Below are 13,424 nucleotides of genomic sequence, written 5' to 3'. Positions count from 1 at the left end.
TTTTACTGCTCGTGCCTTTTCATGGTGTTTCCCGGATAAGGTAGTCGCTGCTGCCCCGCCGCACCAATTTGTATTCTTGTGTTTTCCCGTCATCATAGCCGGGGTTTTTCGATTTTGCGAGTACTAAGCGCAAATTGTCGCGGATTGAGTCACTTTCGCCATTGTCCAGCGCATAGGCCTTGCGAAATACCTGCTCGGCCTCGGGCAGATTGCCGCGCTCCATCAGGACAACGCCCAGATTGTTCCATGTTTCCGGGTTGTTGGGGTCTTCCCTGAGGCTGTCGCGCAAAATTGTCTCTGCCTGGCCCAGCCGGCCCAGCCCGAGATAGGCCGTGCCCACGGCGGCCTTGAGTTCAGGGGTGGTGCCGTGATCGACGGCATGGCGGGCAAAAGCATCCAGTGCGAGTTCGTATTCGCCGGCCTCCATCAACCGCCAGCCGACGACAATGCCGTCTACCGCCTCTTTGGTTGTGTCGACCGGTGGGGCATAGGGGCTGTCGGCCGACGGGCGAAGGCCGCCCGGAGAACAGGCGGCCAGAAGCGTGGCGGTAAGGAGCGGGGCGAGTACCCGAGATGCCAACATGCGCGTCCGTGTCTAGTTGCCGCCGATATTCTGAATTCCGACAATCGACGGCGACACCAGGATGATGAGAAGCGGCGGAACCGTCAGCATCATAGTGGCAAGGGTCATCTTGGTTGGCAACTTGTTTGCTGCCTCTTCGGCGCGCATCACCCGTTTGTCGCGCATTTCCCCGGCATAGACGCGCAGCGCCTCGGCGATGGATGTGCCGAAGGTGGCGGACTGGATCAGAACGGTGACAAAGGACGACACGTCCTGGACACCGCATCGTTCGCCCATGTCCGAAAGCACCTGTGCCTTGTCCTTGCCGGCCTTCATTTCGTAGGCGACGATCTGGAATTCGTCCGCCAGCGCCGGGTAGGAGGCGCGCAATTCGCCCGCGACACGCACGATGGACTGATCCAGCGACTGGCCCGCCTCGACGCAGACAAGCATCATGTCCAGGCTGTCGGGAAAGCCGGAGGTGATTTCCTCCTTGCGGGATTCGACACGGCGCGTGACCCAGTATTTGGGCAGCATGTAACCGATCCCGCCGGGGCCCAGCGTGTACATCAGCGTATCCTGCGTGGTCGCGCCTTCGGTGCCCTTGACATAGACGAAATAGAGCACACCGCCGATCAGGCCGAGAATGCCCAGAAGCATCTGCGCCAGATGATAGGCGCGCACCGCGTCGCGCGACGGGTAGCCGGCCTGCATCAGGGTCAGGCGCAGCGAGGACAGTTCTTCCTCGTTCTTGGGTTCGAGAAACGCCTTGTATTTGTCGAGCTTGGCGTTGTTCGACTTGCGGCGCAGCGCCTCCTTGCGGGAATCCTTGCCTGCGGCGCCCTCTTTCTGGGCGCGCTTGAACTTGTCGATCGGGTCTTCGCGGCGGCTGAGGATCAGCGGCACGGCGGCCATGATCACGAAGATCAGGACAAGCGAGACCCCGATCATCGGGCCGCGTGGACCGAGGATGTCGGTCAGCATCATGTTGAGGGCGTCGAGCGTGTTCATGTCGGTATCTCCTCAGACCTTGATGTTCGTCAGGACGCGCATCACGAACAGGTTGACGGCCAGGAACATGCCGACGGCGATGGCGCCGGGGATGAACCACGGGTGCGGCTTGACCTCGTCGTAATAGTTCGGGTCGAGCAGGTTGATGACGATCAGCGCCACGACCGGGAAGGCGGACAGGAACTTGCCCGACCATTTTGCCTCGGCGGTGATCGCCTTGACCCGGCGGAACAGGCGGAACCGGGCGCGGATCACCTTGGAGAGACCGGCGAGGATTTCGGCCAGGTTGCCGCCCGATTGCTGCTGGATGGTCACGGCGACGGCCAGAAAGCGCAGATCCTGCATGTCCAGGCGTTCGGCCATGTCCTTGAGCGCCTCACCCAGATCGCGGCCATAGGCACTTTCGTCGGCGATGACGCCGAATTCGGTGGCCAGCGGATCGTCGATTTCCTTGGACACGATCTGAATGGCGGAGGAGAACGGATGACCGACACGCAGGGAGCGCACCATCAGTTCGATGGCGTCGGGGAGTTGTTCCTCGATCAGCGAGATGCGTTTGCCCGCCTTCATGGACACCCAGGTATAGACGCCGCCCACACCCATCATCACCGAGATGACGACGGTGGTGATCACTCCGGTTTCGGTGCCGATGGACAGGCCGACAAAGGAGAAGACCGAAACGGCGGCCATCATCATCATCAGCTGTTTGGGCGTGAAGGCGATGGCGGCTTTCTGGGCCTTGTCGGCCAGCAGGGAATACAGCGGGATGCTGCGGGTCTGGCCGTGCTGTTTCATCTCCTTGCGGAGCTGTTCGAGCACTTCTTCGCGGCGCGCGCCCTTGTCGAGCATCTCGAGCCGGCGGTTGACGCGGCTGTTGAGGCTGATGGATTTGCCGAAGACCGTCAGGTAGACGCCTTCGACCAAAACGAAGACACCCACGAAGATAAGTCCGTAGACGATGAGTTCGGGAGAAAACGGCATTGGTCCTTACCCCGCAGTTGGTTCATAGATTTCGGCCGGAAGATCGTACCCCCACATGCGGAAGCGTTCGGAATAATGCGAACGCACGCCGGTGGCGGTGAAATGGCCGATGATTTTGTTTTCCGGTGTCAGGCCGGTGCGCTGATAGCGGAACACCTCCTGCATCGAGATGACATCGCCTTCCATGCCGGTGATCTCGGTGATCGAGGTCATGCGGCGCGAGCCGTCCTGAAGGCGCGAGGCCTGCACGATCAGGTTCACGGCGGAAGAGATTTGCGAGCGCACGGCCTTGATCGGCATTTCGATCCCGGCCATGGCGATCATGTTTTCCAGACGCGACACGCCGTCACGCGCCGAGTTGGCGTGGATCGTGGTCATCGACCCGTCATGGCCGGTGTTCATGGCCTGAAGCATGTCGATCACTTCCTCGCCGCGGGTCTCGCCCACGATGATGCGGTCCGGGCGCATCCGCAGGGCGTTTTTCAGACAGTCACGCGGGGATACCTCGCCCTTGCCCTCGACGTTGGGCGGGCGGCTTTCCATGCGGCCCACATGGGTTTGCTGCAACTGGAGTTCGGCCGTGTCCTCGATCGTGAGGATGCGTTCGTCATTGTCGATGAAGGACGAGAGCGCGTTCAGCGTGGTGGTTTTCCCCGAGCCGGTCCCGCCCGACACGATCACGTTGAGGCGGGTGGCGACGGCGGCCTGAAGATAGGCGGCCATCTGTTCGGAAAACGCGCCAAAACTCACCAGATCGTCGATGCCCAGCTTGTCCTTCTTGAACTTGCGGATCGACACCAGCGAGCCGTCCACCGCGATCGGGGGCACCATGGCGTTGAAACGCGAGCCGTCTTTGAGGCGGGCGTCGACATAGGGGTTGGATTCATCGACGCGGCGGCCCACGGCGGACACGATCTTGTCGATGATGCGCAGAAGGTGGCGTTCGTCCTTGAACACGACATCGGTCAGTTCCAGCTTGCCCGAGCGTTCCACGAAGATCTGCTTGGGGCCATTGACCAGAATATCGTTGACGCTGTCATCCTTGAGCAGGGTTTCCAGCGGGCCAAGCCCGGTGACTTCGTCATACAGTTCCTGGAACACGGTGCTGCGCTCTTCGCGGTTCAGCACGATGGCCTTTTCCTGCAACACCTCGGTGGCGATGGAGGTGATTTCCGCGCGCAGTTCCTTTTCCGACGCCTTTTCAAGCGCGGCCAGGTTCAGATTGTCGAGCAGTTCGCGGTGCAGTTCCAGTTTGATCTCGCCCAGGCGTTCCTTGCGGCGGCGTTCCTTGTCGCCGGCCACGGGCTGGGCCGCAGCCGCGGGGGCGGCCTTGCGCAGACTGGTTTTCACCGATACGGCGGCGGGCGGCGGCGTGGCAGGGGCGGCGGCCGGATTGGCGGAAGGACGGGCATTGAGCGCCTTGGCGGCCTTGTCAGCCACGGCGGCGGCCGGTTTGGGATCGGAGGTCTTCTTGTATCTGGAAAACATCGTCTTGCCCTTCCGTCAGGCTGCTTTGTCGTCGGTCTGGTCCAGCGCATGCAGGCTTGACGCCAGCTTGGCGATTTCCTTGCGCAGGGGGTTCTTGGGCGCGTTCAGGCCCAGCGGCTGGCCGTGGTCGCAGGCGGCGGGCACCTGGCGGCCACCGTCGGGCATGTGCAGATCGATCGAGATTCCCAGGCTTTCGGCCAGGCGCTTGACCCGGCTCTTGCCCGACAGATCGGTAAATTTCGGCGCGCGGTTCATCACGTAGCGCAGTTTTTCGAACGGCAGATCCTCGGCCTGGAAGGCGCGTTTCAGGCGCAGCGCGTTCTGGGCCGACCGCATGTCGATCTCCATGGTGGAGAAATAGACATGCGCGGCGCTCAGCACGACCTCGGACCATTGCACCAGCGTCTTGGGCATGTCGACGATGACGTAATCGAAATGGCGCCGCGCCACGTCGAGAATGCGTTCGACATCCTCGGGGGTGACAAGGTCCAGCGGGATGATGTCGGGCGGCGAGGTCAGCACGTGCAGCTTGTCCTCGTAGGTTTGCAGCGCCTGGCCAAAGCTTTCGCTGTCCAGCCCGTCGGTATCGGTGATCACCTCGAAGGCCGCATCCAGGCGGGGCAGATCGAGAAAGGTGGAGACCGAACCGAATTGCAGGTCGAAATCCAGCAGGCAGACGGATGGCGGCGCCTTCTTGTCGATGTTGGCCAGTTCCCAGGCGAGATTGACCGCCAGCGTGGTGGCCCCGGTGCCCCCGGCCAGCCCCTGCACGGCGATCAGCACGCCTTCGCGGGATTCGGTGGCCGAGCTGAGCGAGACCCTGGGCTGCTGGGCGACGGGTTCTGGCGCGGGTTCGGGGGCGTGCAGCTTGTCGATGACCGACTGCAATTCGCCCGGCGGCAACGGGTAGGGGATGAATTCGTCAGCGCCGTGGCGCAGCAGGTAGTGCAGCGACGCGGGCGTCACCTCTTCGGCAATCAACAGGGTGCGGATGCCGCGCTCGCGGGCGGCGGTGATGATTTCCACGATCTGGTCCAGGTTTTCCTCGTCCAGGTCGTCAATCGCCAGTGCCAGGAATTCAAGATGCGCCGCGTCAGGCTGTTCCATGAAGGGAATGGCGTCTTCAAAACCCAGATCGCCCCATTGCTCGCCAAGGGCTTCTTCCATGTCCACGATAAGCAGTTCGAAATTCTGTACGTCCCGGCAAATCGTACATGCCAGGATCGGACTCATCTCTGTCTGGGTCGGCTCGCTACTTGTCATAAGCCTCAAGTTCCTTGCACGCGGGTGACCGCTACTACTCTGACGGGTTCGTTCGCCGCATGAGATTTCCCAGGGCGTCCCGGTTCTGGGGAGTGGCCGACTCGGATTGGCACACTGGTCCCGTTGCAGTGAAAGTCGCTGGCAAGTGGGGCAACATTGGGGCCAAAAAACCGAAATTGTGCGGAATTATGCGACGATGGCGGTGCCCGTGCGCTATCGTTTCACAAAGAGAAGGACCGGCCACGGGGGCCGGTCCTGGAGGTTTACGAGGTTGGGTTGGGTTATTCGCCCGTGGTCCCGGTGGCGGACAGCCCCTTGAGACCGGTGCGCGGTGCCGCGCTGGTGACATATTCGCGATAGATGATCTCGGCATATTTGCCGTCCATGACGGTGGGATGGCGATCCACGAAGCCGGTCACTTCGGTTACGGTGCGCCGGTTGCGGCGTTCGCGGCCCTGGGTCACGATCAAGGGCTGGCTCTTGCCCAGCGACACGACCGCTTCGAGCCGGTCGCGCCCGATGCCCTGGCTGGAAAGATAGGCAACCACGGCGCGCGCGCGGCGCATTCCCAGCGCCTTGTTGTAGGCTTGGGAACCGACCGCGTCGGTATGGCCGTAAACCTTGAAGCGTACTTCGGGGAATTGCTGGATCCAGCTGGCCTGTTGGCGCAGGATCGTGCGGGCCTCCTGATCAAGCTGGGCGCTGTCGAAGGCGAAGTTCACGGTTGTGTCGACTTCCTCGGCAAAACGGTTTGCCAGGGACAGGACATACTGTTTGTCGCCATTCTGGATCGCGGTGTTGTTGTTGGTGGCATAGCCGAAATTGCCCGTGTCGATCACGGCGCCCGCCTCGTTGAAGAACGACGGTGTTACGGTGCCGCTGCCATCGGTGCAGGCGGCGACGAAGAGCAGAGCGGCGGCGGCAAGTTTGTTCCACATGGCGATGGTGGCTCCTTCGTCAGTCCATGACATAGCCGTAGGACCCGGAAAAGTCCTGTTTGGCCACTTCGCTGGCTGCGCCTTTCTGGGGGCGGCGATTTTCGTCGCGCGCGACTTTGCCGAACAGGAACAGATCGCGTTCCGTGGGCGGTTTCACACGGTCGGTGGGCAGGGCAAGCGCCTCGCCCCGCGTGGGGGTAACAAGATGCGCGGTGATGATGATCACCAGTTCGGACTGGTTGCGCTGATAATCGGCGCTGCGGAACAGGGCCCCCAGCACCGGGATGTCGCCCAGCCACGGCACCTGGGCGTTGTTGTCAAGGAAATCGTCCTGCAGGAGACCGGCAATGGCAAAGCTTTCGCCGTCGCGCAGTTCCACGGTGGTGGTGGTTTCGCGCCGCTTGAAGGCGCTGATGCTGAGCGTGCCGTCCGAATAGCTGTTGGTCGAGTCGATGGCGGACACGGCGGCGGCCAGTTCCAGGTTGATCAGATCACCATCGACAACGCGCGGGACAAAATCCAGCTCGACACCGAAGGGTTTGAATTCGACCGTGATGGCGCCGTCTTCCTGTGCCACGGGGACGGGATATTCGCCCCCGGCCAGGAAGGTGGCCTCCTGCCCGGAAAGGGCGGTCAGGTTCGGTTCGGCCAATGTGCGAACAACGCCTTTGTTTTCAAGGGCTTCCAGGAGAACGCCCACCTCGAACGCACCGACGCCGAACTGGAATGCCAGGGCGCCGACAGTGCCGTCGGAGACGGTAACCGGATTGCCCAGGCCGTTGTCGCCCGACAGCCAGGTGCCGGTTTCGATCCCCAGCCCTTCGCCACCCACGGCCAGCGACGAGCTGAGCGATTTGGAAACGGAGCGCTGCATCTCGGCAAAGCGCACCTTGAGCATGACCTGCTGCACGCCGCCCACCACCATCAGGTTGGAGACGCGTTGGGGCGCATAGCGTTCGGCCAGATCCAGCGCGCGCTGGAGTTTCTGGGCGGAACTGACGGTGCCCGACAGGACCACGCCGTCATTGGCGGTGCGCACTTCGATCTTTTCGCCGGGCAGGATCTGGCCCAGACGTTCCTTGAATTCCGATATGTCGGGCGCCACGCGCACCTCGACATTGGTAATCAGCTTGCCCGAAGCATCCAGCAGCGTGAGCGTGGTCATGCCCGGCGATTTGCCCAGCACATAGATGGTGCGGTCCGAAAGTGACGAGATGTCGGCGATCGCAGGGTTGGCGATGGACAGTTCCGCAAAGGGCACGTCGCTTTCGACCACCACGGCGCGGTTCATCGGAACCCCGAGCGTGGAAGACGTGCCGCTGCGCACGACGCGCAGGACTTCGGCCTGCGACGGGCCGGTCAGCACGAGGAGAATGCCAAGGATCGCACCCAGCAGGGCCGCCCCAAGAATACGTCGATATGTCATGTGACCTGCCTCTCGATCACGCCTCGGATTGCGGGTCTTGTGCCCGCCTTTGGCGACACTCTGCGCCAGATTGTGAAATTTTGCAAGAATCAAAGGTTTCGCCGCCTTTCTGCATGTGGATGTCCTGCCACAGGCAAGGCCATGCGGTGGGCGACTGCCGCGCCGGGCGGGCAACATGAAAGGGGCGCCCGACATGCGGACGCCCCTTTCATGACTCTGGTGGTGCATCAGTTCGTGCACGGGATCGGGATCTGCTTGATCTCGCCGCCCTTGCGGGTCTTGATGGTGCAGACGCGCTGTTCTTCGCGCTGTTCGACCACCTCCTGTTGTACCTCGATGCCCAGAAGCGCGCTTTGGTCCACCTCGATGGCCGAGGCCACGGTATCGTCCTCGGCCCCGACCAGCGACAGCGACAGGCGGCCGGTGGTTTGGGCCTGCGCCAGTGCCGCAACCTGCTGGGGCGAGGCAGCCACGGTGACGGTGCGCGCGATGGTGCCGGTATCGACCTCTTCATCGGCGGTCTGGTCGATGGCGACCAGCGACACGTTGGCCTCGATCAGTTTGGTGAATTCGCCGCGTGCGTCCTGTTTGCCGCCGGCGCGGCCGGTCCAGTAGACATCCACCCGGTCGCCCGGACGCAGAAAGCCCGAGACACCGCTGGCCACATCGACCTTGATGGCAAAGGCACGCTGACCGCGTTGCAGGCGCGACGTGATGCCGGCCTCTTCACCCGGTTTGGTGAGTTTGGCCTCGATCAGCACCTCGCCCTTTTCCATGGCGCGCAGGATCACGCGGCGGCGATCATCCCCCTTGGGGAACAGCGCCTCGACCGTGGTGAACATGCCGTCGGGCATGGCGGCCTTGGGCCATTTGACCTTGCGCACATCTTCTTTTTCAAGGGTTTCACCGTATTTCAGCGCCTTGGCGATGATGAAGCCGTCCACCAGTTCGATGTTCTGGCGCCCGGCGCGTTCCTTGGCCAGCGCGGCCTGGTAGCCTTCGATATAGTTCTGGGCCATGTAGACCGCAAATCCGGCAAGTCCCAGGCCAACCAGCAGCACTACTGCAAATATCGCACGCATGTCTCGTTACCTCGTTTTCCATCTTTCGCCCCGACTGACGAGTCGGGGCAGGGATTGGTTCCGGGTCACTGTGGCAGAGGATTATGGCGATTTGAGGGTCGCTTGGCGCAGCTTTGATGGCGGGTGCGGCGGGGGTGTCAGAAGCTGTCGCGGTCGTCGATGAAGCTGCTGGTGTCCCTGGCCTTTTGCTTGGCATCCGCGCCAAGCGTGCTCATCACCGCAAGCAGAAGGCCCACGACGCCGGCTGTCAAGACAACCCATTCGACGGAAATCGCGCCTTTTTCGCATCCCCGGAAGCGCGCAAGAAATTTTTTCATGACCTGACCCTTTCAAAATTGACTGACGCGCGGAACCAGGCGGGTCTTGAGCCGGGGGTCGTGTCAGGATGGCAGCAACTCGTAAACAAGTGGTTCAGCTGTATGGCGGCAGCCGAAAGAAAGGGGCCGTATCGCCCGGTGGCGCGGCCCCTTTCAAACTGGAATACCTGCGATGGATCAGTCCGTCGACAGGGTGTCTTCCACGGCGATCCGGCTGCCGGCGGCGGACGCCAGGTCTTTGGTTTCCGTTTCGATCGTGGTGTAGGCGGCAACGGCCAGGCCGACAACGGCGGCGGTCAGCACGACCCAGTCAACGGTCACGGCGCCATTTTCGTCTTTGCGGAAGTTCTTGATGAAGTTGATCATGGTTTGGTCCCTCCAAAGGATCAGGTTGGTTTTCAGTCTTGACCGGGGCGGGAATGGTGGGGCTCTCTCAAATCCCGATCCCGGCCTAGTATGATTGAAATATCCTTGGAGAATTGGGCGGGATTGAGGCCGCAATCGTGCGATTGTGGTTCTTTTCAGGGGAAGGTGCAGGACAATCGAGTGCCCCGGTGCGGGCGCCTTTGGGCAACGAAAAAGGGCCGCGCGAACCGCGCGACCCTTTCAAGCTGGAATTCCGGCCTGGGCTTAGTCGGTGGCCAGGGTGTCTTCCACGGCGATCCGGCTACCGGCGGCGGATGCCAGGTCTTTGGTTTCCGTTTCGATCGTGGTGTAGGCGGCGACGGCCAGGCCGACAACGGCGGCGGTCAGCACAACCCAGTCAACGGTCACGGCGCCATTTTCGTCTTTGCGGAAGTTCTTGATGAAGTTGATCATGGTTTGGTCCCTCCAAAGGATCAGGTTGGTTTTCAGTCTTGACCGGGGCGGGAATGGTGGGGGTCTCTCATATCCCGATCCCGGCCTGGCATGCGCAAATTATCGCCAGAGAATGGGGCGGGATTTGGGCCGCAATCGTACATTAGCAGTTCTTTTCCCGGGAATTTGAACGGCCGCGTCCATCGCGGCGGACGCCAGATCGCCAAAAGAAAGAGGGGCCGCGCGATCCGCGCGACCCCTTTTCAGGAAAATTCCGGGCCGGGCTTAGTCGGCGGCCAGGGTGTCTTCCACGGCGATCCGGCTACCGGCGGCGGATGCCAGGTCTTTGGTTTCCGTTTCGATCGTGGTGTAGGCGGCAACGGCCAGGCCGACAACGGCGGCGGTCAGCACGACCCAGTCAACGGTTACGGCGCCATTTTCGTCTTTGCGGAAGTTCTTGATGAAGTTGATCATGGTATGTCCCTCCAAAGGATCAGGTTGGTTTTCAGTCTTGACCGGGGCGGGAATGGTGGGGGTCTCTCTCAAATCCCGATCCCGGCCTGGTATGGTTAATGTTTCGCTGATCATTGGGGCGGGAATTGGGCCTGAATTGTACGTTTGTGCGATTTTACGCGGGCGTTTCCGTGTGCTGCCCCAAAGGCGGTGTCCATATAGAAGGCCCCTTGGGCCGGACAGTGATGTGACACAAAAAGAAAGGGCCGCGCGAACCGCGCGACCCTTTCAAGCTGGAATTCCGGCCTGGGCTTAGTCGGTGGCCAGGGTGTCTTCCACGGCGATCCGGCTACCGGCGGCGGATGCCAGGTCTTTGGTTTCCGTTTCGATCGTGGTGTAGGCGGCGACGGCCAGGCCGACAACGGCGGCGGTCAGCACAACCCAGTCAACGGTCACGGCGCCATTTTCGTCTTTGCGGAAGTTCTTGATGAAGTTGATCATGGTATGTCCCTCCAAAGGATCAGGTTGGTTTCGGTCTTGACCGGGTCGGGCCTTGGCGGGTCTCTCACATCAGCCCGTCCCGATCCGGTATGATTGAAATATCGTTGGGGATTGGGGCGGGAATTGGGCACAAGTGGCACCATTTTCGAGCGAGGGAAAATATTCGTACTTTTTTAATATCTATATGATTTTCAAATAGATTTTTGACAGGTCAGGGATTTGAAGCGTCAATTCCGGCAGAATCGCCACATCCTGGCGGCTGTGTGGCGCGCAAGGCTGGTCCGGAATGCGCGGGTCTGCGATGATCGTGGCGAGCAGACAGAAAACAGGCGCAGGTCAATGAAATGGCGCGATCTTGGTGTGGTGGCCCTTGTGGCAACCGGACTGGCCTTGCCGGTTGTGGTGCCGGTGCGGGCGCAAAGCCCCGCGCCGTTCCCCGATTTCGAAGCAAGGCGCGTCAAGCCGCCCAAACCCGGGCAAGGCAAACGGATTACCATACAGATCGAGCCGCGTGCCGCCCCGGCGGTGGCGGCCCCGTCGCCGGGTGTGGCGGCCGCAGCGGTGCCAGCGGTGGCGGGGCAAAGCTATGGCTGGTTCTGGCAGGGAATTTCGCCGGATCTGGAGGCAACGGGGCCGGGGCGGCTTGAACCGGCGCTGGTGCAGTTGGCCAACCCGCCGGCCGGAGCGGGGGTGCGGACGCCGCGATTGTCGGACCTGCGCGAGATCATTCAGGCACACGGGATCGAGATCCTGACCGCCACGGTGGGCACCGAGGTGTCGCCGGCGCTGGTGGTGGCGGTGATCGCGGTGGAATCGGGCGGGCGCGCGGACGCGCTGAGCGCGGCCGGGGCGCAGGGGCTGATGCAGCTGATGCCGGCCACGGCAGAGCGGTTCGGTACGGCCGAGGCGCTGGACGCGGCGCAGAACATCGCCGGCGGCGTGCGGTTTCTGGATTTCCTGATGCAGCGGTTCGGGCGTGATCCGATTCTGGTGCTGGCCGGGTACAATGCCGGGGAGCGCGCGATTGAAACCCATCGTGGCGTGCCGCCATTTGCCGAAACCCGCGATTACGTGCCCAAGGTGCTGGCGGCCTATACCGTGGCGCGCGCCCTGTGTCTGACACCGCCCGAACTGATCAGCGACGGCTGTGTGTTCGCGATGCCCTAGCGCGGGCTCAGCAGTTCGGCACGTTCACGGCAAGGCCGCCAAGCGAGGTTTCCTTGTATTTCTCGTGCATGTCGGCCCCGGTCTGGCGCATGGTTTCGATCACCGCATCCAGTGGCACGAAATGGGTGCCGTCACCGCGCAGCGACAGGCTGGCGGCGCTGACCGCCTTGATCGCGCCCAGCCCGTTACGCTCGATACAGGGCACCTGCACCAACCCCCGGACCGGATCGCAGGTCATCCCGAGGTGATGTTCCAGCGCGATTTCAGCTGCGTTTTCAACCTGTTCCGGGGTGCCGCCCATGACCGCACACAGGCCGGCGGCGGCCATGGCGGCGGCAGAGCCGACCTCGGCCTGGCACCCGGCTTCGGCGCCGGAGATGGACGCGTTGAATTTCACCAGCCCGCCAATGGCGGCGGCGGTCAGCAGAAATTCGTCGATGCGCGACGCGCTGGCGCCGGGCACGTGATCGAGCCAGTAGCGGATGACGGCCGGCAGCACCCCGGCGGCACCATTGGTGGGGGCGGTGACAACCTGCCCGCCGGCGGCGTTCTCTTCGTTGACGGCCATGGCATAGGCGCTCATCCAGTCGTTGATCGTGTGGGGCGCGTTCAGGTTCATGCCGCGTTCGGCCTGAAGCGCGTCGTGGATCGCCTTGGCACGGCGTTTCACGCCCAGCCCGCCGGGCAGGGTGCCGCCGGTGGTCAGGCCCCGGTCGATGCAGTCATTCATCACCTGCCAGATCCGCGCACAGCCCCGCGCAAGGCTTTCGGTGCAGCCCCGCGCGATCTCGTTGGCCTTTTTCATCTCGGCGATCGTCTTGCCCGAGCGCTGCGCCATGTCCAGCATTTCCTGAGCAGTTTTAAAGGGATAGGGGACGGGAGCGCCTTCGTCGGTGTCCTTGCCGGCGGCCAGTTCGGCCTCGGTCATCACGAAGCCGCCGCCGATGGAATAGTAGGTCTCTTGCAGGATCACGTCGCCCTGCGCGTCGGTGGCCATGAGGATCATGCCATTGGCGTGGCCGGGCAGGTTGGGGCCGAAATCGAACTTGAGATCCTCCTGCGGATTGAAACGCAGAGCGGGCAGTCCGTCGGGGTGCAGTCTGTGGGTCTGCCTGATCCCGGTCAGCGCGGCCTCGGCCTTGTCATGATCGTAGCTGTCCGGCCGGAACCCGGCGAGGCCCAGAATGGTGGCGCGGTCGGTGGCGTGGCCGACGCCGGTAAAGGCCAGCGATCCATGCAACGTGGCGCGCAAGCCATTGAATTCAAACGGTGATGCGCGCATGGCATCCAGAAAGCGCGCGGCGGCGACCATGGGGCCCATAGTGTGCGAGGAGGACGGGCCGACGCCCACTTTGAACATGTCGAAAACAGAGAGGAACATTCGCGCGTCCGGATCTGAGATGGCTTTGCGGCGAGATTAGTGCGCAGAGGTGGAAA

The 13,424-nt window shown here is 62.4% G+C and carries 15 protein-coding genes; 1 reads left to right on the top strand and 14 read right to left on the bottom strand.

The genetic code is table 11. The features are described from left to right. Positions 1-19 precede the first annotated feature (19 nt). The 13 genes from I3253_RS08110 to I3253_RS08050 all read right to left on the bottom strand — a co-directional run bounded on the left by I3253_RS08110 (position 20) and on the right by I3253_RS08050 (position 10,820). On the bottom strand, positions 20-583 hold the full coding sequence (locus I3253_RS08110) for a tetratricopeptide repeat protein (protein WP_197917153.1): 564 nt from the start codon (positions 581-583) through the stop codon (positions 20-22). A 12-nt stretch (positions 584-595) separates the two neighbouring features. Next, entirely contained in the window at positions 596-1,573 is a 978-nt protein-coding gene (locus tag I3253_RS08105) for a type II secretion system F family protein (protein ID WP_197917152.1), read from the bottom strand. 12 nt (positions 1,574-1,585) lie between these two features. Beyond that, positions 1,586-2,554 carry a type II secretion system F family protein gene (locus tag I3253_RS08100; protein WP_197917151.1) on the bottom strand — a complete coding sequence of 323 codons (969 nt, stop codon included), beginning with the start codon at positions 2,552-2,554 and terminating at the stop codon, positions 1,586-1,588. A gap of 6 nt (positions 2,555-2,560) precedes the next feature. Next, positions 2,561-4,042 carry a CpaF family protein gene (locus I3253_RS08095; RefSeq protein WP_197917150.1) on the bottom strand — a complete coding sequence of 494 codons (1,482 nt, stop codon included), beginning with the start codon at positions 4,040-4,042 and terminating at the stop codon, positions 2,561-2,563. 15 nt (positions 4,043-4,057) lie between these two features. After that, a complete protein-coding gene (locus tag I3253_RS08090; RefSeq protein ID WP_197917149.1) occupies positions 4,058-5,305 on the bottom strand; it encodes an AAA family ATPase in 1,248 nt (415 codons plus the stop codon). 281 nt (positions 5,306-5,586) lie between these two features. Further along, the gene (locus I3253_RS08085) at positions 5,587-6,243 is read right to left on the bottom strand and encodes an OmpA family protein (RefSeq protein WP_197917148.1); all 657 of its coding nucleotides are present in this window, start codon (positions 6,241-6,243) and stop codon (positions 5,587-5,589) included. Between the two features lie 19 nt (positions 6,244-6,262). Beyond that, the gene (locus I3253_RS08080) at positions 6,263-7,669 is read right to left on the bottom strand and encodes a type II and III secretion system protein family protein (protein ID WP_197917147.1); all 1,407 of its coding nucleotides are present in this window, start codon (positions 7,667-7,669) and stop codon (positions 6,263-6,265) included. 227 nt (positions 7,670-7,896) lie between these two features. Next, complete coding sequence (gene cpaB / locus I3253_RS08075) at positions 7,897-8,751, bottom strand: Flp pilus assembly protein CpaB (RefSeq protein WP_197917146.1); 855 nt, start codon at positions 8,749-8,751, stop codon at positions 7,897-7,899. 137 nt (positions 8,752-8,888) lie between these two features. Next, entirely contained in the window at positions 8,889-9,068 is a 180-nt protein-coding gene (locus tag I3253_RS08070) for a Flp family type IVb pilin (RefSeq protein WP_197917145.1), read from the bottom strand. A 177-nt stretch (positions 9,069-9,245) separates the two neighbouring features. Further along, complete coding sequence (locus I3253_RS08065; RefSeq protein ID WP_197917144.1) at positions 9,246-9,434, bottom strand: hypothetical protein; 189 nt, start codon at positions 9,432-9,434, stop codon at positions 9,246-9,248. 264 nt (positions 9,435-9,698) lie between these two features. Next, positions 9,699-9,887, bottom strand: a complete 189-nt coding sequence (locus tag I3253_RS08060) for a hypothetical protein (protein WP_197917142.1) — start codon at positions 9,885-9,887, stop codon at positions 9,699-9,701. 264 nt (positions 9,888-10,151) lie between these two features. Further along, the gene (locus tag I3253_RS08055; RefSeq protein ID WP_197917143.1) at positions 10,152-10,340 is read right to left on the bottom strand and encodes a hypothetical protein; all 189 of its coding nucleotides are present in this window, start codon (positions 10,338-10,340) and stop codon (positions 10,152-10,154) included. A 291-nt stretch (positions 10,341-10,631) separates the two neighbouring features. Further along, positions 10,632-10,820, bottom strand: a complete 189-nt coding sequence (locus I3253_RS08050) for a hypothetical protein (RefSeq protein ID WP_197917142.1) — start codon at positions 10,818-10,820, stop codon at positions 10,632-10,634. Between the two features lie 339 nt (positions 10,821-11,159). Here I3253_RS08050 and I3253_RS08045 point away from each other — a divergent pair, with 339 nt between their 5' ends. Beyond that, complete coding sequence (locus I3253_RS08045) at positions 11,160-11,987, top strand: lytic transglycosylase domain-containing protein (RefSeq protein WP_197917141.1); 828 nt, start codon at positions 11,160-11,162, stop codon at positions 11,985-11,987. A gap of 7 nt (positions 11,988-11,994) precedes the next feature. Here I3253_RS08045 and I3253_RS08040 read toward each other — a convergent pair whose 3' ends face one another. Next, the gene (locus I3253_RS08040; RefSeq protein ID WP_197917140.1) at positions 11,995-13,368 is read right to left on the bottom strand and encodes an L-serine ammonia-lyase; all 1,374 of its coding nucleotides are present in this window, start codon (positions 13,366-13,368) and stop codon (positions 11,995-11,997) included. Positions 13,369-13,424: the final 56 nt, after the last annotated feature.

The sequence above is a fragment of the Thiosulfatihalobacter marinus genome, from assembly GCF_016019955.1.
In the GTDB taxonomy this organism is placed as follows: domain Bacteria; phylum Pseudomonadota; class Alphaproteobacteria; order Rhodobacterales; family Rhodobacteraceae; genus Shimia; species Shimia marinus_A.
This window is presented reverse-complemented; position numbering and strand designations above follow the sequence as displayed.

Coding starts and splice junctions, on each gene's coding strand:
- I3253_RS08110 (WP_197917153.1), bottom strand. CDS start 583: ATGTTGGCATCTCGGGTACTCGCCCCGCTCCTTACCGCCACGCTTCTG.
- I3253_RS08105 (WP_197917152.1), bottom strand. CDS start 1,573: ATGAACACGCTCGACGCCCTCAACATGATGCTGACCGACATCCTCGGT.
- I3253_RS08100 (WP_197917151.1), bottom strand. CDS start 2,554: ATGCCGTTTTCTCCCGAACTCATCGTCTACGGACTTATCTTCGTGGGT.
- I3253_RS08095 (WP_197917150.1), bottom strand. CDS start 4,042: ATGTTTTCCAGATACAAGAAGACCTCCGATCCCAAACCGGCCGCCGCC.
- I3253_RS08090 (WP_197917149.1), bottom strand. CDS start 5,305: ATGACAAGTAGCGAGCCGACCCAGACAGAGATGAGTCCGATCCTGGCA.
- I3253_RS08085 (WP_197917148.1), bottom strand. CDS start 6,243: ATGTGGAACAAACTTGCCGCCGCCGCTCTGCTCTTCGTCGCCGCCTGC.
- I3253_RS08080 (WP_197917147.1), bottom strand. CDS start 7,669: ATGACATATCGACGTATTCTTGGGGCGGCCCTGCTGGGTGCGATCCTT.
- cpaB (WP_197917146.1), bottom strand. CDS start 8,751: ATGCGTGCGATATTTGCAGTAGTGCTGCTGGTTGGCCTGGGACTTGCC.
- I3253_RS08070 (WP_197917145.1), bottom strand. CDS start 9,068: ATGAAAAAATTTCTTGCGCGCTTCCGGGGATGCGAAAAAGGCGCGATT.
- I3253_RS08065 (WP_197917144.1), bottom strand. CDS start 9,434: ATGATCAACTTCATCAAGAACTTCCGCAAAGACGAAAATGGCGCCGTG.
- I3253_RS08060 (WP_197917142.1), bottom strand. CDS start 9,887: ATGATCAACTTCATCAAGAACTTCCGCAAAGACGAAAATGGCGCCGTG.
- I3253_RS08055 (WP_197917143.1), bottom strand. CDS start 10,340: ATGATCAACTTCATCAAGAACTTCCGCAAAGACGAAAATGGCGCCGTA.
- I3253_RS08050 (WP_197917142.1), bottom strand. CDS start 10,820: ATGATCAACTTCATCAAGAACTTCCGCAAAGACGAAAATGGCGCCGTG.
- I3253_RS08045 (WP_197917141.1), top strand. CDS start 11,160: ATGAAATGGCGCGATCTTGGTGTGGTGGCCCTTGTGGCAACCGGACTG.
- I3253_RS08040 (WP_197917140.1), bottom strand. CDS start 13,368: ATGTTCCTCTCTGTTTTCGACATGTTCAAAGTGGGCGTCGGCCCGTCC.